This is a genomic window from Pseudomonas sp. W3I7 (assembly GCF_030816095.1).
Taxonomy (GTDB): Bacteria; Pseudomonadota; Gammaproteobacteria; order Pseudomonadales; family Pseudomonadaceae; genus Aquipseudomonas; species Aquipseudomonas salomonii.
In genome coordinates, this window is sequence record NZ_JAUSXP010000001.1 from 6,261,485 (window position 1) to 6,279,313 (window position 17,829).

The window sequence follows — 17,829 nt, forward strand, 5'->3', positions numbered from 1 at the left end:
GGTAGCCTGATCAGAAATCCAGGTTGGACACCGCCAAGGCATTGCTCTCGATGAAGTCACGGCGAGGCTCGACCGCATCACCCATCAGGGTGTTGAAGATCTGGTCTGCGCCAATGGCGTCTTCGATGGTCACGCGCAGCATGCGACGCTGAGCGGGATCCATGGTGGTTTCCCACAGTTGATCCGGGTTCATCTCGCCCAGACCCTTGTATCGCTGGATGGTGTGGCGCTTGGTGCTTTCGGCCATCAACCAGTCCAGGGCTTCCTTGAACTCCTTGACCGCTTTCTTACGCTCGCCACGCTGGATGTAAGCACCGTCGTCCAACAGGGTGCTCAATTGCGCGCCGAGGGTGACCACGGTTTTGTAGTCGTTGCTGCCGAAGAAGTCGCGGTTGAAGGTGACGTAGTTCGACAGGCCGTGGGAGATCAGTTCGACCTCTGGCAGCCACACGTTACGTTCACGGTCTTCACGCAGGCTGGCTTTGTACACCAGGCCAGACTTCTCGACAGTGCGCAGGCGCACTTCGTACTGAGCCAGCCAATTCTGCATGTGGGCGTGATCGCCCAACTGCTCCAGGCTCACGGAAGGCAGGTAGATGAAGTGCTCGGTCAGCTCCTGAGGGTACAGGCGCGACAGACGCTTGAGGGTCTTCATTACCATGCGGAAGTCGTTAACCAAACGCTCCAGCGCCTCACCGGAAATGCCCGGGGCTTCGTCGTTCAAGTGCAGGCTGGCATCTTCCAGGGCCGACTGCGTCATGTACTCTTCCATGGCGTCGTCGTCTTTGATGTATTGCTCTTGCTTGCCCTTTTTCACTTTGTACAACGGCGGCTGAGCGATGTAGATGTAGCCACGCTCGATCAACTCCGGCAACTGACGGAAGAAGAAGGTCAGCAGCAAGGTACGGATGTGCGAACCGTCGACGTCAGCATCGGTCATGATGATGATGTTGTGGTAACGCAGCTTGTCGATGTTGTACTCGTCGCGGCCGATACCGCAGCCCAGCGCCGTGATCAAGGTGCCGACTTCCTGGGAGGAAATCATCTTGTCGAAGCGGGCCTTCTCGACGTTGAGGATCTTGCCTTTCAACGGCAGGATAGCCTGGGTGCGACGGTTACGACCCTGCTTGGCGGAACCGCCAGCAGAGTCACCTTCCACCAGGTACAGTTCGGAAAGGGCAGGGTCCTTCTCCTGGCAGTCCGCCAGTTTGCCCGGCAGGCCGGCGATATCCAGCGCGCCTTTACGGCGGGTCATCTCACGGGCTTTACGCGCCGCTTCACGGGCACGTGCCGCGTCGATCATCTTGCCGACAACCAGCTTGGCTTCGTTCGGGTTTTCCAGCAGGAAGTCGGAGAAATATTTGCCCATCTCCTGTTCCACTGCGGTCTTCACTTCGGAAGACACCAGCTTGTCTTTGGTCTGGGAGCTGAACTTTGGATCCGGCACTTTTACCGAGATGATCGCTGTCAGGCCTTCACGCGCATCGTCACCGGTGGTGGCCACTTTGTGCTTCTTGGCCAAGCCTTCCGCTTCGATGTAGGTATTCAGGTTACGCGTCAGTGCGGAACGGAAACCCACCAAGTGAGTACCGCCATCGCGCTGTGGAATGTTGTTGGTGAAGCACAACAGGTTCTCGTTGAAGCTGTCGTTCCACTGCAGGGCGATTTCAACGCCGATGCCGTCTTCACGCTGGATGTTGAAGTGGAACACCTGGTTGACCGCAGTCTTGTTGGTGTTCAGGTATTCAACGAACGCACGCAGGCCGCCTTCGTATTTGAACAGTTCTTCCTTACCGCTGCGCTCGTCCTTGAGGACGATACCCACACCGGAGTTGAGGAACGACAGTTCACGAATACGCTTGGCCAGGATGTCCCAGCTGAAGTGGATATTCTTGAAGGTTTCAGCCGAAGGCTTGAAGTGGATCTGCGTACCGGTAGTTTCACTGTCGCCAACGATTTTCATCGGCTCTTGTGGAACACCGTGGACGTAGGTCTGTTCCCAGATCTTGCCGCTACGGCGAACGGTCAGGATCAGCTCTTCAGACAGAGCGTTTACCACCGACACACCTACACCGTGCAAACCGCCGGAGACTTTATAGGAGTTGTCGTCGAACTTACCGCCGGCGTGAAGCACGGTCATGATGACCTCTGCCGCCGATACGCCTTCTTCTTTGTGCACATCGACCGGAATGCCGCGACCGTTGTCGCGCACGGTGATGGACTCATCCGGGTGGATGATAATGCTGATGTCGTCGCAGTGACCGGCCAAAGCTTCGTCGATGGAGTTGTCGACCACCTCGAACACCATGTGGTGCAGACCGCTACCATCATCGGTGTCGCCGATGTACATACCAGGACGTTTGCGTACGGCATCCAAACCTTTCAGCACTTTAATGCTGGTCGAGTCGTACGTGTTTTCTTCGCTCATGCCTTCACTCCCGATGGTCGTGGGTCTGGGTGATACGGCCCTGTTCCACGTGGAACAAAGCGACTGGCGTATCCGTCTGCCAGCCTTCCCTCAATAATTCGTGGTCTACACAGGTGATGAACACCTGGCAGCGTAAGTCTTCCAACAAGCGGCATAACGCTCGGCGGTGCTGCTCGTCGAGTTCGGACGGCAAGTCATCCACCAGATAAATACACTGACCGCGCCGGGCTTGGCTTACCAAATGCCCTTGGGCAATACGCAGTGCACACACCACCAACTTTTGCTGACCGCGGGACAAAATATCCGCGGCATTGTGTGCGCCTAATCTAAGGCGCAAGTCAGCACGTTGTGGGCCTGCCTGGGTATGACCAATTTGCTGATCCCGCTGCAAGGACGTGGCGAGCACTGCGCTCAGCTCACGTTCTTTATCCCAACCACGGTAGTAGCTCAGCGTCAGGCCCTCGAGATCCAACAACTCACTCAAGGTCTGCTCAAAGACTGGTTTCAAGGCTTTGATATAGGCGCGGCGGTATTCATCTATTTCGTCGCTGGCCAGGCACAGTTCCCGGTCCCAGGCCGCTTGCGAAGCGGCGTCAAGTGTACCATGCCGCAGCCATGAGTTCCGCTGCCGCAGGGCCTTCTGCAGGCGCTGCCAAGTGGCCATGAAGCGCGGTTCCACGTGGAACACTCCCCAATCGAGGAACTGCCTGCGGATTTTCGGCGCACCTTCCAAAAGGCGGAAACTGTCTGGGTTGATCAGTTGCAACGGCAGGATTTCTGCCAGTTGTGCTGCACTGCGGGCGTTTTGCCCGTCAATGCGAATCTGGAAATCACCGCCGCGATCGCGGGATATCCCTAGGGCGCTGTGCCCCCCTTCTGCCAGTTCAACCTGGCCAAACACTGTGCAAGCCAGCTGTTCATACTGAATCACCGGCAACAAGCGAGCACTACGAAAGGAACGGGCAAGCCCAAGCAAATGAACGGCTTCCAGCACGCTGGTTTTGCCGCTGCCGTTAGCGCCGTAAAGGATATTGATGCGGGGGGAGGGGGAGAAGGTCACCGGGTGCAGATTGCGCACCGCGGTGACCGAGACGCGACTGAGGGACATCTAGCTTCTGCTGAGCATGATTACAGGCGCATCGGCATAACAACGTAAGCCGAGTCGTCGTTGTCGGATTCTTGCACCAGGGCACTGCTGTTGGAGTCCGACAGAATCAGGCGAACCTGTTCGGTGGTCATCACACCCAGTACGTCCAGCAGGTAGCTTACGTTAAAGCCAATTTCCAGCGAGCCGCCGTTGTAGTCAACGCCGACTTCTTCTTCCGCTTCTTCCTGCTCCGGGTTATTGGCCTGGATTTTCAGCTGACCATTGGCCAGTTGCAGACGGATACCACGGTACTTCTCGTTGGACAGAATCGCAGTACGGCTGAACGCTTCACGCAGCGCCTGACGATCGCCGATCACCAGCTTGTCGCCACCTTTTGGCAGCACACGCTCGTAATCCGGGAATTTGCCGTCAACCAGCTTGGACGTGAAGGTGAATTCGCCGGTGGTCGCGCGGATGTGGTGCTGCCCCAGGACGATGCTGACATTGCCATCCGGCTCAGTGAGCAGACGCGCCAGTTCCAGGATACCTTTACGCGGCACGATGACCTGGTGACGGTCCGGCTGGCCGATATCGGCACGCATCGAGCACATGGCCAGGCGGTGACCGTCGGTAGCCACTGCACGGATAACGCCTTCAGCGACCTCCAGCAGCATGCCGTTGAGGTAATAACGCACGTCCTGCTGGGCCATGGCGAAGCTGGTACGCTCGATCAAACGGCGTAGCTTGCTCTGGTCCAGGCTGCAGGTCAGCGAGCCTGGGCCTTCTTCGACGGTAGGGAAGTCATTGGCCGGCAAGGTCGACAGCGTGAAACGGCTGCGACCGGCCTTGACCACCAACTTCTGCTCATCAACCTTGATGTCGATCAGCGCATCGTTGGGCAGGCTTTTGCAGATGTCCATCAGCTTACGTGCCGGCACCGTGATTTCGCCGGGCTCAGCCGGCTCTTCCAGCTGCACGCGACCCACCAGTTCGACTTCCAGGTCGGTACCGGTCAAGGACAATTGCTGGCCTTCGACCACCAGCAATACGTTGGAAAGCACCGGCAAGGTCTGTCGGCGCTCGACGACGCCTGCGACCAGTTGCAGGGGTTTCAACAGGGCTTCGCGTTGAATGGTGAAATGCATGGTCTAGTCCCTTGCCTTAATAAGCTGCGCTGGTGTCATCAGGTAGTCAGTGTACGCAGCAGGTTCTTGTAGTCCTCGCGAATATCCGCGTCGGATTCCTTAAGTTCGTTGATCTTGCGGCACGCATGCAAGACCGTGGTGTGGTCGCGACCGCCAAACACATCACCGATTTCCGGCAGGCTGTGGTTGGTCAGCTCTTTGGAGAGCGCCATCGCCACCTGACGTGGACGTGCCACCGAGCGCGAACGGCGCTTGGACAGCAGGTCGGAAATCTTGATCTTGTAGTACTCAGCCACGGTGCGCTGAATGTTATCCACACTCACCAGCTTGTCTTGCAGAGCCAGCAAGTCTTTCAGGGATTCGCGAATCAACTCGATGGTGATGTCGCGGCCCATGAAGTGCGAGTGTGCGATAACCCGCTTGAGCGCGCCTTCCAGCTCACGCACGTTGGAACGAATGCGTTGGGCGATAAAGAAGGCTGCATCGTGGGGCAGGTCGACTTTGGCCTGGTCGGCCTTTTTCATCAGGATCGCCACGCGGGTTTCCAGCTCCGGCGGTTCTACCGCAACGGTCAGGCCCCAACCAAAGCGTGACTTCAAGCGTTCTTCCAGGCCTTCGATTTCCTTCGGGTAACGGTCACTGGTCAAGATGACCTGTTGGCCGCCTTCGAGCAGGGCGTTGAAGGTGTGGAAAAACTCTTCCTGGGAACGTTCCTTGCGAGCGAAGAATTGAATGTCATCGATCAGCAAGGCGTCCACCGAACGGTAGAAACGCTTGAATTCGTTGATTGCGTTGAGCTGCAAGGCCTTGACCATGTCAGCCACGAAGCGCTCCGAGTGCAGGTACACAACCTTGGCATTCGGGTTCTTCTTTAATAGATGGTTACCCACAGCGTGCATCAAGTGAGTCTTACCCAAGCCAACGCCACCATATAGGAAGAGCGGGTTGTAACCATGCTTGGGGTTATCGGCTACTTGCCAGGCGGCCGCGCGGGCCAGCTGGTTGGATTTACCTTCGACGAAGTTCTCAAAGGTAAAGGTACGGTTCAGGTAACTGGTGTGCTTGAGCGCACCTTCCACCTGCACGGTGCGCTGCTCGGCGCGAACCGGTGCTTGCTGAGAGCTGGCGCCAGCCATCGGATCAAAGCTGTCACGCGAGGGTTCTTCATTTATAGGCGCGTTTTTCTGCGACGACGATTTCGACGGTGCCTGGGCAACGGGCGCCGGCGAGTTATTAACAGGTGCCGCTTGAGCTTGCGATGCAGCAGCCGCCAGCGGCGCATTCGGCGCAGCGCGCGGTGCAGAGCTGCGTTTGCTGCCTATTAATAAGGAAAGCACGGGCGCAATGCCGTTGCCGTGTTCATCGAGCAATTCGAGAACGCGACTCAGGTATTTCTCGTTGACCCAGTCGAGAACAAAACGATTCGGCGCGTAGACACGCAACTCGTCGCCTTCGGCTTCGACCTGTAGCGGACGGATCCAGGTGTTGAATTGCTGGGCAGGCAGCTCTTCGCGCAAAAGCTCCACGCACTGCTGCCAAAGTTCCACTGACACGGATATCCCCTAAGTTGAAAGCCGGTGAGGCAAAAACAGCCGCCATTGTAGCGGCCAGACGCCCACTTATCCACATGTAGGTTGCTCACAGAGCAGCCAAAATCAATGTGTTAAGTGCAAAAAAGCCGACCAATGGTCTGTGCATAAGCTCTGTGGATAAGCGCACCTAAGCTCGTTGTACAAGTGGGGTCGAAAGTCTGTGGGTAACTGGCCTGTGGATAACAACCCATTCCACCCACAGCTTATCCGACAGCGCAGCACAGGCAGAGCACTGTTTTCCCCCGTACTTGTCATTCTCTGTACAGCAGGTGGAATATGGCCTCAAGGCAGTTATCCACAGATGATCGCCTGCCTAGCTTTTATAAGCTTTACAGAAAAGCTTTAAATAACTTTCTTCTTTATTTTTATATCTATGGCATTGCTCGTGAAAGCCAGGCGCGCAGAAAAGGGCCGATTGCCTGTGGAAGATCTAATTGAAGGAAAAGCTGGTTGGAAATTGACCTAGAGGCGTGCTTTCTCTAGAATCGCCGGTCTCTTAAAACGGGGGCCATTCCGGCCCGTTGTGGACGAACCAGGTAACAACGCCATGAAACGTACTTTCCAACCAAGCACCATCAAACGCGCCCGTACTCACGGCTTCCGTGCTCGCATGGCTACCAAGAACGGCCGTGCTGTCCTGTCGCGTCGCCGCGCCAAAGGTCGTGCGCGTCTGGCAGTTTGATAATCCGGTACTGGTGGTGAGTCAGGACTTCAGTCGGGAAAAGCGTCTGCTAACCCCCCGGCATTTCAAGGCAGTCTTTGACTCCCCCACCGGCAAGGTTCCGGGGAAAAATCTCCTGCTCCTTGCGCGTAACAACGATCTGGATCACCCCCGTCTCGGGTTGGTGATCGGCAAGAAGAGCGTAAAGCTCTCCGTTGAGCGCAATCGCCTCAAGCGTCTGATGCGCGAATCGTTTCGCCTCCACCAGGACACTCTGGTTGGTTGGGATATTGTTATCGTCGCGCGCAAAGGCTTGGGGGATGTAGAAAACCCCGAATTGATTCAGCATTTCGGCAAGCTCTGGAAACGTCTGGCGCGTACCAACAAGCCAGCACCAGCAGTCAGCACCGAAACTGTAGGGGTAGACAGCACCAATGCGTAAACTGGCACTCGTTCCGATCCAGTTTTACCGTTATGCCATTAGTCCTCTGATGGCCGACCACTGTCGTTTCTACCCCAGTTGTTCCTGCTACGCGTTAGAGGCCATAGAAAATCATGGTCTTCTGCGCGGTGGCTGGCTGGCCTTTCGTCGTTTAGGCCGCTGTCATCCGTGGAATCCCGGTGGTTTCGACCCGGTTCCACCTATCCCTACCTCCCGTTCTTCTTCGATGGCCGAGTAATCATGGATATTAAACGCACGATCCTGATCGTCGCCCTGGCAATCGTGTCCTACGTCATGGTTCTAAAGTGGAACCAGGACTACGGCCAGGCTGCCCTGCCGACTCAGAATGTTGCTACCAATCAGGCTGCGCCGGCTATTCCGGACACCCCGCTGGGTAACAATGCGTCCGCGAGTGCCGATGTTCCCAGCGCGAATGGCGAGACAAGCGCCCCTCTAGAAACGCCAGTGGTCACCAATAAAGACCTCATCCACGTGAAAACGGATGTGCTCGACCTGGCTATCGACCCACAAGGTGGTGATATCGCGCAGTTGAAACTGCCGCTGTATCCACGTCGCCAAGACCATCCAGATGTTCCGTTCCAACTGTTCGATAACGGTGGTGAACGTACTTATCTGGCGCAAAGCGGCCTGACCGGCACTGACGGTCCGGATGCTCGTGCTACCGGTCGTCCGGTTTATTCGACCGAACAGAAGACTTATCAACTGGCCGACGGCCAGAACCAGTTGAATGTCGACCTGAAATTCAGCCTCGACGGCGTCAACTACATCAAGCGTTTCAGCTTCACCCGTGGTTTGTACGACTTGAAGGTCACTTACCTGATCGACAACGAAAGCGCCAAGCCATGGACCGGCAACCTGTTTGCCCAGCTCAAGCGTGACAACAGCGCCGATCCTTCTTCCAGCACCGCCACCGGCACCGCGACTTACCTGGGCGCCGCCCTGTGGACAAGTGGCGAGCCGTACAAAAAAGTGTCGATGAAAGATATCGACAAGGGCTCGCTGAAAGAAACCGTCCAAGGTGGCTGGGTTGCCTGGTTGCAACACTACTTCGTGACCGCATGGATCCCGAACAAGGGTGAAGCCAACCTGGTTCAAACCCGCAAAGACAGCCAAGGCAACTACATCATTGGTTTTACTGGCCCGGCGTTGACCGTCGCTCCAGGTGCCAAAGCTGAAACCAGCACTACCCTGTACGCCGGCCCGAAAAGCCAGGCTGTGCTCAAGGAGTTGTCCCCAGGTCTGGAACTGACTGTGGATTACGGCATTCTGTGGTTCATTGCCCAGCCGATTTTCTGGCTGCTGCAACATATCCACAGCATCGTGGGTAACTGGGGCTTCTCGATCATCTTCCTGACCATGCTGATCAAAGGGCTTTTCTTCCCTCTGTCGGCAGCCAGCTACAAGTCGATGGCGCGCATGCGTGCCGTTGCGCCAAAACTGGCCGCTCTGAAAGAGCAACATGGTGACGACCGGCAGAAAATGTCGCAGGCCATGATGGAGCTGTACAAGAAAGAGAAGATCAACCCGCTGGGTGGTTGCTTGCCGATTCTGGTGCAGATGCCGGTGTTCCTGTCGCTGTACTGGGTTCTCCTGGAAAGCGTCGAAATGCGCCAGGCACCGTTCATTCTGTGGATAACTGACCTGTCGATTAAAGACCCGTTCTTTATTCTGCCGATCATCATGGGCGCGACCATGTTTATCCAGCAGCGTCTGAACCCGACTCCGCCGGATCCGATGCAGGCCAAGGTGATGAAAATGATGCCTATCATCTTCACCTTCTTCTTCCTGTGGTTCCCAGCGGGTCTGGTGCTGTACTGGGTGGTCAACAACGTGTTGTCGATCTCTCAACAGTGGTACATCACACGTAAAATCGAAGCGGCTACCAATAAAGCTGCGGCGTAATTACTCTGTGGATAACCACTCAAGACGCCCCCTAGTGGGGCGTTTTGCTTTCCGTCACTTTTGTTCTGGAACCTGCTGATGAGCGCTCCTCGTGAAACCATCGCTGCCGTCGCTACCGCTCAAGGTCGCGGCGGTGTCGGTATCGTTCGAATTTCCGGGCCGCTGGCCAGCGTTGCAGCCCAGGCCATCAGCGGCCGTGAGTTGAAACCCCGGTATGCCCATTACGGGCCGTTCCTGGATGCGGACGAAACGGTATTGGATGAGGGGTTGGCGCTGTATTTCCCCGGCCCTAACTCGTTCACCGGTGAAGACGTCCTGGAACTGCAGGGCCATGGCGGCCCGGTGGTGCTGGATATGTTGCTGCAGCGTTGCCTGCAATTGGGCTGCCGTCTGGCGCGACCAGGGGAATTCAGCGAGCGGGCATTCCTCAATGACAAACTCGACCTGGCCCAGGCCGAGGCGATTGCCGATTTGATCGAGGCCAGTTCTGCGCAGGCGGCGCGCAATGCGCTGCGCTCGTTGCAGGGCGCTTTTTCCCTGCGTGTGCATAACTTGACCGAGCAGTTGATCAGCCTGCGCATCTACGTCGAGGCTGCGATTGATTTCCCGGAGGAAGAAATCGACTTCCTCGCTGATGGCCACGTCCTGGCGATGCTGGATAAAGTTCGCGACGAGTTATCCACCGTCCTGCGCGAAGCCGGGCAGGGTGCATTGCTGCGCGACGGCATGACAGTGGTGATCGCCGGGCGGCCGAATGCCGGCAAGTCCAGCTTGCTCAATGCGCTGGCGGGTCGGGAAGCCGCGATCGTTACCGAGATTGCCGGCACCACCCGGGACATCTTGCGCGAACATATCCACATCGATGGCATGCCGCTGCACGTGGTCGACACCGCCGGCTTGCGCGATACCGACGACCAGGTGGAAAAGATCGGCGTGGAACGGGCGCTCAAGGCGATCAGTGAAGCGGACCGCGTATTGCTGGTGGTGGATGCCACTGCGCCAGAGGCTATGGATCCTTTTGCCCTGTGGCCGGAATTTCTCGAGCAACGGCCGGACCCGGCCAAAGTCACCTTGATCCGCAACAAGGCGGATTTAACCGGCGAAGCCATTGCCATGGAGACCAGTGACGATGGCCACGTGACCATCAGCCTGAGCGCAAAGTCGGCTGGCGATGGGTTGGAATTGCTGCGCGATCACCTCAAAGCCTGCATGGGCTATGAGCAGACCTCTGAAAGCAGCTTCAGCGCACGCCGCAGGCACCTGGAGGCACTGCGTCACGCCAGTGCGGCGTTGGAGCACGGTCGGGCTCAGCTGACCTTGGCGGGGGCTGGCGAGCTGCTGGCTGAGGATTTACGTCAGGCACAGCAGCTGCTTGGGGAAATCACCGGTGCGTTCAGCTCCGATGATTTGTTGGGAAGGATCTTTTCCAGCTTCTGTATTGGTAAGTAGCCAAGTTATCCACAAGGCCTTACCAGTTGTAGGACACCGTGCCGAGCAAGGTACGGCTGTCACCCCAGTAACAACGCCCGGCATCGTTGCAACCGGATACATATTCCTTGTCGAAGAGGTTCTTCGCGTTCAGATCCACCGACCAGTGTGGGTTGATCTGATAACCCACGGCCGCATCCACCAACGTCACGCCTCCCGCATCCAACTTGCCGTACAGCGTAGGGGCGGTGTAGGAAAAAGTACTGTCGAAGTAACGCACACCGCCGCCCAGGGACAAACCCTTGAGCTGGCCATCGAGGAAGCGGTACTTGCTCCACACCGACGCCTGGTTGCGTGGAACCCCTGTCATCTGATGTCCCTCAACCAGTGACGTTGCAGAGTCCTTGGTAATCCTGGCGTCGGTATAGGTGTAGGCCGCGGTGATATTCAGGTTAGGCGTGAGATTGCTGTTGATCTCGACTTCTGCACCTTTGGCACGACTTTCACCGACTTGGCGATAGCTGTTGGTGGTGGCGTCCAGGTAGGTGTCGTCTTGCTTGCGCAGGTCATACACCGACAACGTCATCGCGGTGTCCCAGCCGATCGGCTCGTATTTCACACCCACTTCGTATTGGCGGCTGGTAATCGGCTTTAACGGTGAGCCGGCATTGGAAATCTGCTGCACCGGTACAAATGCGGTGGAGTAGCTGACATACGGGGTCAGCCCGTTGTCGAACTGGTACATCACCCCGCCCTGATAGGTGAATTTCTTGTCCTCAGAGCCGGTGTTACTGGCCTTGTTTACCTTGTCGCGAAAATCACTGTTGACCCAGTCCTGGCGCCCGCCCAGCAGGAACAGCCAATGGTCGTACTTGCTCTGCACTTGTGCGTAAACCCCTTTCATCTGCTGCTCAAGCAAGGTGTTCTGCACCGCGATCGGCGTGAGTGGGTCGCGCAGATACACCGGGTTATACACATTGATAGTGCCGGCAAATCCAGCGTCCCAGTCCTGATTGAATGAGGTGCGGTCGTGGCTGGCGCCGAACAGCACAGTGTTTTGCAGGTCACCCAGTTGGAATTTACCTTCGAGCTGGTTATCCAGGGAATACACCATCGACTTGTTGTAACGGTCGTAGGCGGTCATGTTCAGTTGGGTACCAAAGCCGCGATTATTCAAGGCACTGGGCCAGGTTTCATGGCGGTTGATGCGCGACTGCATGTAGCGCGAGTTCTGACGGAACTGCCAGTCGTCATTGAAGCTGTGGCTGAACTCGTAACCGGTGCTCCAGGCTTCGCGTTCAAAGGTGTTCCAATCCGGATCGCCAAGCATGGTGTGTTTGGACAGCTTGCCATTGGGGTTGCTGAGCAAAGTACCGGCGGCAGGCAGGCCGAGTTCCAGGTTGGTGTGGTCCTTCTGGTAGTTGGCCAGCAGTGTCAGGGTGTTGTAGTCATCGAAGTTCAAGGTCAGGGATGGCGCGATATATAGGCGATCATCGGGTACATGGTCGGTCTGGGTGTCGGACTTGCGGCCCAGCATGACCACGCGGCCAAGCACATTGGCGTTGTCATTGAGCGGCCCGGAGATATCCACACCCAATTGGCGCCGATTGTTGGAGCCATAGCCCAATTGCACCTCGCCTTGCGGCGTGGCAGTCGGGTGTTTGCTGACCAGGTTAACCAAGCCACCGGGTGCGTTTTCGCCATAGAGCAGGGATGAAGGACCACGGAAAATTTCCACGCGCTCCAGGCCATAGGGCTCACTGGTGGTGTCATACCGGTTACCTTGCACCCGTAGGCCGTCGCGCAACAGGCCGTAGCCATAATCCGTGGCGTTGAAGCCGCGAATGAAGAACAGATCACCGGCCAGGCTATCGCCGGCGGCGAAAGGTGGAGCGAAAATTCCCGGTACATAACCCAAGACTTCAGTCAGCGTCTGCGACTTCTGGTCCTTGATGCGCTGACCGGTGACCACCGATACCGACCGGGGCGTTTCCGACAGCGGCGTACTGGTCTTGGTGCCGATACGGCTGTTTTGTGCCTTGTAGCCAACATCACCGGCAATATCCTGGTTGAACCCCAGTTGTTGATAAGTGCTGACGGTCGTGGCTGCCAACGTCAGTTGCCCGGTAGGTGCAGCTTGTAACACATAGCTACCAGGCGCTTGCGCCACGGCCTGCAGCCCCGAGTTTTGCAGCAGCAGTGCAAAGCCCTGATCAACCGAGTAATCACCTTCCAACCCTGGCGTGTTTAAACGTGCGGTTTGCTCGGGGGAAAACGACAGGATCACATTGGCCCTGGCGGCAAACTGGCTGAGGGCTGCGTCCAGCGGGCCGGAAGCGATGGTGAAGTGCTGCGCCGTGCTGGCGCCCATGGCAGAGGCTGGCAGCAATAAACCTGCGGCGCAGGCCGAGCACAGTAATAAACCGTAGGTCATGCCGTGGTGTGAAAGGCGTTGGCGTAGTTTGGTAGGAAGGCGCATAGGTGGTGAAGCCCTGTAGATAGCGTCGTGGTTACCTGTAGGGCCGGGCCAGGTAAAAAAAAGATAACCCCCCTGTGGATTATTTTTTGCTTTCAGCCCAGGTGCGTGACCGCGACCCAATAGCGGCTGAAATATTTCACCTGTATCGGCAGCGTGGCTTGCAGGTTAGCCAGCACCGCGTCGGTGGAGTCCAGGCGGAACGTCCCGGAGACTCGCAAACTTGCCGAAGCCGAATCGCATCGCAGAACGCCGGGGCGGTAGCGCCCAAGGTCGGCGAGCAGATCGCCAAGGCGGGCGTCGAGAACGATGACCTGGCCATCGACCCAAGCCGCCTGTGTCCGTCGATAGAAATGATTGGGCCCCACATTTCTCCGGTCGAAGTCAGCACTTTCGCCGGCGCTGAGTATTCGTTCGTGATTCGGTAGGTCGGCAGGCGAGAGGCTCACTTGGTCTTCCAGCACACACACGCGAGTTGAGCCCGCTAATTGACGCACGGTAAACCGAGTCCCCAATGCCTGGACCCGGCCTTCGCGGGTTTCGACGTAAAAAGGCGTTTGCCCGCCCAATTTGCCGGTGTGGATAAGTATTTCGCCGTCGCGCAGTCGTACCAGGCGCTGGCGTTGATCAAACACCACATCAATGGCAGTGCTGGTGTTCAGATCAATTTGAGTGCCGTCGGCCAGCTCGATGCGCCGGCGTTCACCGACGCGTGTTCGATAATCCGCCCAGAAATTGCCCAAGGGCGTGTGTTGTTGAACATTGAAGCCCAGATAACTGGTGGCGCCCAGTACCAACATCCACTTGAGCACCTGGCGCCGTTGTTGCGTGGCCGACAAAGCGCGACGCGTGAAATCCTGGGGCAGGGCGCCGAGGCTGCGCTGTAATTGCTCCAACTGGTTCCATGCCGCTTGGTGAGAGGGATCGCCGTTGAGCCATTGCTGCCAGGCATGCCGTTCGGCCGGGGTCGGCACCTGCGCTTGAAACTGCACGTACCAGCTGGCAGCCGCCTCGAAAACCTTACGATCCGGCGCGGGCATTACAGGCTCGCCATGATCAATGAGCATTCGGTGAGCGCGCGGATCATGTGTTTCTTGACCGTCGTCAGCGATACCTGCAACTGCTCGGCGATCTGTTGATAAGTCAGACCTTCAATCTGCGACAGCATGAAAATATGGCGTGTCCGCCGCCCCAATTCCGACAGGGCTTTATCCACAGCCACCAGGGTTTCGATGATGATCGCCTTGTCTTCTTCACTGATGGCAGTGGCTTCAGGACGCTCGGCCAACGACTGTTTATAAGCCTGTTCAATGGAGGATCGACGATAGCGGTCAATCACCAAACCTCTGGCGATTGTGGCCAAGTAATCACGCGGTTCGAGGATTTGCCCTGCATGGCGACCGCCCAGGATACGCACGAAGGTGTCATGTGCCACATCGGCTGCATCGCAAGCGTTGTGCAACTTGCCTTTAAGCCACCCGTGCAGCCATGAATGGTGCTGCTCATAGATGTGCTGGACGGCAGCCGTGTGTGAAGGAAAGGGCATAGGGCGCGACATGACGGGTTAATGATAATCGCTATTATTAACTGCACCGCCGAGTTCTCACAATAGCTCTCCTTTTTTTAGATCCAGACACCGAATCGAAAGCTTTGGCGGCCTTGCTATGCCCTCAAATTGGGATTTCTGTGGATTAAGCCCTGTGAATAACCGCACCTGTGCCCAGTTGATAACAGGGCCTGAAACCTGAGCAAAAACCCCTCTGTGGATAACCACCCCTTTAATCCACAGGCTTAAAGCACTTATCCAAGGGCCTCATTGGCAGATGACCACAGACTTTTGAATCTCTGTACACGAAGCAAATAGAGGCCTGTAGAGATCTATCCACAGAAAACAGGCTCAGTAGAAATAAACATAAAAACAAAGATCTTATAAATTTCTTCTTTTTTAATTTCTATTGTCTGTGATTCATCCACAGCTGGTTAAATTTTGTGCAAAGGGTTCTTTAGGAAGGGCTAAGTCCCTATACTTGCCGCCAAAGCTTGAAAACTCTTTCAACAAACAATTCCTGATTACCTACATAAGCAGGCACGAGGTGCGTGGTGGATTTCCCTTCCCGTTTTGAAGTGATCGTCATCGGCGGCGGTCATGCCGGTACCGAGGCAGCACTGGCGTCAGCACGCATGGGCGTTAAAACCCTGTTGTTGACGCACAACGTGGAAACCCTCGGTGCCATGAGTTGCAACCCCGCCATCGGCGGGATCGGTAAAAGCCATCTGGTTAAAGAAATTGATGCCCTTGGCGGCGTCATGGCCATGGCTACCGACAAAGGTGGTATTCAATTTCGCGTGCTCAACAGCCGCAAAGGCCCGGCCGTACGCGCTACTCGGGCACAGGCCGACCGCATCCTGTACAAGGCTGCGGTACGTGAAACCCTGGAAAACCAACCGAACCTGTGGATATTTCAGCAAGCTGCCGATGACCTGATCGTCGAACAGGATGTGGTGAAGGGTGTTGTCACCCAGATGGGCCTGCGTTTCTTCGCAGAATCCGTGGTGTTGACCACCGGTACATTCCTGGGCGGACTTATCCACATCGGTATGCAGAACTATTCCGGCGGTCGCGCCGGTGATCCGCCGTCGATTGCCCTGGCAAAACGCCTGCGCGAGTTGCCGCTGCGAGTCGGCCGCTTGAAAACAGGTACCCCGCCGCGTATCGACGGGCGTTCTGTGGATTTCTCGGTGATGACCGAACAAGCCGGTGATACACCGATCCCGGTCATGTCGTTCATGGGCAACAAAGAACAGCACCCCAAACAGGTGAGCTGCTGGATCACCCACACCAACGCCCGCACCCACGAAATCATTGCCGCGAACCTCGACCGTTCGCCGATGTATTCCGGGGTGATCGAAGGTATCGGCCCGCGTTATTGCCCATCGATCGAAGACAAGATCCATCGCTTTGCCGACAAGGAAAGCCACCAGGTCTTCATCGAACCGGAAGGCTTGACCACCCATGAGCTGTACCCGAACGGGATTTCCACATCCTTGCCGTTCGACGTGCAAATTCAGATCGTGCAGTCGATTCGCGGCATGGAAAACGCGCACATCGTGCGTCCGGGCTACGCCATCGAGTACGACTACTTCGACCCGCGTGACCTGAAGTACAGCCTCGAAACCAAAGTTATCGCCGGTCTGTTTTTCGCCGGCCAAATCAATGGCACTACCGGTTACGAAGAAGCCGGCGCCCAAGGTTTGCTCGCCGGGACCAACGCAGCATTGCGCGCGCAGGGCAGAGACAGCTGGTGCCCGCGTCGCGATGAAGCGTACATCGGTGTATTGGTTGATGACCTGATTACCCTGGGCACCCAGGAACCGTACCGGATGTTCACTTCCCGGGCGGAATACCGTTTGATCCTGCGCGAAGACAACGCCGACCTGCGCTTGACCGAAAAAGGTCGCGAGCTGGGCCTGGTCGATGACGCGCGTTGGGCAGCCTTCTGCAAAAAACGCGAAAGCATCACGCTCGAAGAGCAACGTCTGAAAAGTACCTGGGTTCGCCCGGGCACCGAGCAGGGCGATGCGATTGCGGAAAAATTCGGCACGCCGCTGACCCACGAGTACAACTTGCTCAACCTGCTGTCCCGTCCGGAAATCGACTACGCTGGTCTGGTCGAAGTGACCGGCCAGGGCGCAGAAGACCCACAGGTTGCCGAGCAGGTCGAGATCAAAACCAAATACGCCGGTTACATTGACCGCCAACAGGACGAGATCGCTCGCCTGCGCGCCAGTGAAAACACCAAGCTGCCTATGGATATCGATTACACCGGGATTTCCGGGTTGTCGAAAGAAATCCAAAGCAAGCTGGGGATAACTCGCCCGGAAACCCTGGGCCAGGCTTCGCGTATTCCCGGCGTCACTCCAGCAGCCATTTCGCTGTTGATGATTCATTTGAAAAAACGCGGCGCGGGCCGTCAGTTGGAGCAAAGCGCTTGAGTTCGTTGGTCACCTCGCAACACGCCGAAGAGTTATCCACAGGTGCGCGCCAGTTGGGCGTGGACCTGACCGCAGCCCAGCACGAATTGCTGTTGGGCTATCTGGCCCTGTTGATCAAATGGAACAAGGCTTACAACCTGACTGCAGTGCGCAATCCCGACGAAATGGTTTCGCGGCATTTGCTCGACAGCTTGAGTGTGATGCCATTTATCGAAAACGGTCGTTGGCTTGATGTGGGCAGTGGCGGTGGCATGCCTGGCATTCCATTGGCCATCCTGTTTCCCGAGTCGCAAGTGACTTGTCTGGACAGCAACGGCAAGAAAACCCGCTTCCTGACCCAGGTCAAACTCGAGCTCAAGCTGGATAACCTGCAAGTTATCCACAGTCGGGTCGAAGAATTCACGCCTGAACTGCCCTTCAACGGAATTGTTTCCCGGGCCTTCAGCAGCATGGAGAACTTCAGTAACTGGACTCGCCATCTGGGCGACCTCGACACCCGCTGGCTGGCAATGAAGGGCGTTCATCCAAGCGACGAGCTGTTAGCATTGCCGACAGACTTCCACCTCGATAGCGAACACGCCTTGGCCGTACCCGGTTGCCAAGGCCAACGCCATCTGCTGATACTGCGCCGCACGGCATGATTGGGAACACAAG

The 17,829-nt window shown here is 56.7% G+C and carries 14 protein-coding genes; 7 read left to right on the plus strand and 7 right to left on the minus strand.

What is annotated here, in order from left to right:
• Positions 1 to 10: 10 nt before the first annotated feature.
• The 4 genes from gyrB to dnaA are packed head-to-tail and all read right to left on the minus strand — an operon-like array spanning position 11 to position 6,213.
• Positions 11 to 2,428: a DNA topoisomerase (ATP-hydrolyzing) subunit B gene (gene gyrB / locus QF043_RS28645; RefSeq protein ID WP_307421067.1), complete on the minus strand. Its 2,418-nt coding sequence runs from the start codon at positions 2,426 to 2,428 to the stop codon at positions 11 to 13.
• 4 nt (positions 2,429 to 2,432) lie between these two features.
• Positions 2,433 to 3,536 (minus strand): DNA replication/repair protein RecF, encoded by a 1,104-nt coding sequence (gene recF, locus QF043_RS28650; protein WP_307421068.1) that lies wholly within the window; start codon positions 3,534 to 3,536, stop codon positions 2,433 to 2,435.
• Between the two features lie 20 nt (positions 3,537 to 3,556).
• The gene (gene dnaN, locus QF043_RS28655; protein ID WP_017135131.1) at positions 3,557 to 4,660 is read right to left on the minus strand and encodes a DNA polymerase III subunit beta; all 1,104 of its coding nucleotides are present in this window, start codon (positions 4,658 to 4,660) and stop codon (positions 3,557 to 3,559) included.
• Between the two features lie 38 nt (positions 4,661 to 4,698).
• A complete protein-coding gene (gene dnaA / locus QF043_RS28660) occupies positions 4,699 to 6,213 on the minus strand; it encodes a chromosomal replication initiator protein DnaA (protein ID WP_056860951.1) in 1,515 nt (504 codons plus the stop codon).
• A gap of 586 nt (positions 6,214 to 6,799) precedes the next feature.
• On the opposite strand from dnaA, the gene rpmH reads away from it, so the two are divergent.
• The 5 genes from rpmH to mnmE all read left to right on the plus strand — a co-directional run bounded on the left by rpmH (position 6,800) and on the right by mnmE (position 10,727).
• On the plus strand, positions 6,800 to 6,934 hold the full coding sequence (rpmH, locus tag QF043_RS28665) for a 50S ribosomal protein L34 (RefSeq protein ID WP_003213577.1): 135 nt from the start codon (positions 6,800 to 6,802) through the stop codon (positions 6,932 to 6,934).
• Positions 6,935 to 6,950: 16 nt separating this feature from the next.
• A complete protein-coding gene (rnpA, locus tag QF043_RS28670) occupies positions 6,951 to 7,355 on the plus strand; it encodes a ribonuclease P protein component (RefSeq protein ID WP_026013533.1) in 405 nt (134 codons plus the stop codon).
• The gene (gene yidD, locus QF043_RS28675; RefSeq protein WP_073636650.1) at positions 7,348 to 7,593 is read left to right on the plus strand and encodes a membrane protein insertion efficiency factor YidD; all 246 of its coding nucleotides are present in this window, start codon (positions 7,348 to 7,350) and stop codon (positions 7,591 to 7,593) included. Before rnpA ends, yidD begins: the two co-directional genes overlap by 8 nt.
• 2 nt (positions 7,594 to 7,595) lie before the next feature.
• Complete coding sequence (yidC, locus tag QF043_RS28680; protein WP_307421069.1) at positions 7,596 to 9,278, plus strand: membrane protein insertase YidC; 1,683 nt, start codon at positions 7,596 to 7,598, stop codon at positions 9,276 to 9,278.
• A gap of 78 nt (positions 9,279 to 9,356) precedes the next feature.
• Positions 9,357 to 10,727, plus strand: a complete 1,371-nt coding sequence (gene mnmE / locus QF043_RS28685) for a tRNA uridine-5-carboxymethylaminomethyl(34) synthesis GTPase MnmE (protein WP_307421071.1) — start codon at positions 9,357 to 9,359, stop codon at positions 10,725 to 10,727.
• A 19-nt stretch (positions 10,728 to 10,746) separates the two neighbouring features.
• Here the strand turns inward: mnmE and QF043_RS28690 are convergent, their stop codons facing one another.
• From QF043_RS28690 to QF043_RS28700, 3 genes are all read right to left on the minus strand, one after another.
• Complete coding sequence (locus QF043_RS28690) at positions 10,747 to 13,185, minus strand: TonB-dependent siderophore receptor (RefSeq protein WP_307421072.1); 2,439 nt, start codon at positions 13,183 to 13,185, stop codon at positions 10,747 to 10,749.
• 92 nt (positions 13,186 to 13,277) lie between these two features.
• A complete protein-coding gene (locus QF043_RS28695; RefSeq protein WP_307421073.1) occupies positions 13,278 to 14,222 on the minus strand; it encodes a FecR domain-containing protein in 945 nt (314 codons plus the stop codon).
• Positions 14,222 to 14,728, minus strand: a complete 507-nt coding sequence (locus QF043_RS28700) for a sigma-70 family RNA polymerase sigma factor (protein WP_305456773.1) — start codon at positions 14,726 to 14,728, stop codon at positions 14,222 to 14,224. The genes QF043_RS28695 and QF043_RS28700 overlap by 1 nt, the downstream gene beginning before the upstream one ends.
• A 554-nt stretch (positions 14,729 to 15,282) precedes the next feature.
• On the opposite strand from QF043_RS28700, the gene mnmG reads away from it, so the two are divergent.
• Complete coding sequence (gene mnmG / locus QF043_RS28705; RefSeq protein WP_307421074.1) at positions 15,283 to 17,175, plus strand: tRNA uridine-5-carboxymethylaminomethyl(34) synthesis enzyme MnmG; 1,893 nt, start codon at positions 15,283 to 15,285, stop codon at positions 17,173 to 17,175.
• A complete protein-coding gene (gene rsmG / locus QF043_RS28710; RefSeq protein WP_058420576.1) occupies positions 17,172 to 17,816 on the plus strand; it encodes a 16S rRNA (guanine(527)-N(7))-methyltransferase RsmG in 645 nt (214 codons plus the stop codon). Before mnmG ends, rsmG begins: the two co-directional genes overlap by 4 nt.
• The last annotated feature ends 13 nt before the right edge of the window (positions 17,817 to 17,829 follow it).

Coding starts and splice junctions, on each gene's coding strand:
- yidD (WP_073636650.1), top strand. CDS start 7,348: ATGCGTAAACTGGCACTCGTTCCGATCCAGTTTTACCGTTATGCCATT.
- yidC (WP_307421069.1), top strand. CDS start 7,596: ATGGATATTAAACGCACGATCCTGATCGTCGCCCTGGCAATCGTGTCC.
- dnaN (WP_017135131.1), bottom strand. CDS start 4,660: ATGCATTTCACCATTCAACGCGAAGCCCTGTTGAAACCCCTGCAACTG.
- QF043_RS28690 (WP_307421072.1), bottom strand. CDS start 13,185: ATGCGCCTTCCTACCAAACTACGCCAACGCCTTTCACACCACGGCATG.
- gyrB (WP_307421067.1), bottom strand. CDS start 2,428: ATGAGCGAAGAAAACACGTACGACTCGACCAGCATTAAAGTGCTGAAA.
- QF043_RS28700 (WP_305456773.1), bottom strand. CDS start 14,728: ATGCCCTTTCCTTCACACACGGCTGCCGTCCAGCACATCTATGAGCAG.
- QF043_RS28695 (WP_307421073.1), bottom strand. CDS start 14,222: ATGCCCGCGCCGGATCGTAAGGTTTTCGAGGCGGCTGCCAGCTGGTAC.
- recF (WP_307421068.1), bottom strand. CDS start 3,536: ATGTCCCTCAGTCGCGTCTCGGTCACCGCGGTGCGCAATCTGCACCCG.
- mnmE (WP_307421071.1), top strand. CDS start 9,357: ATGAGCGCTCCTCGTGAAACCATCGCTGCCGTCGCTACCGCTCAAGGT.
- rpmH (WP_003213577.1), top strand. CDS start 6,800: ATGAAACGTACTTTCCAACCAAGCACCATCAAACGCGCCCGTACTCAC.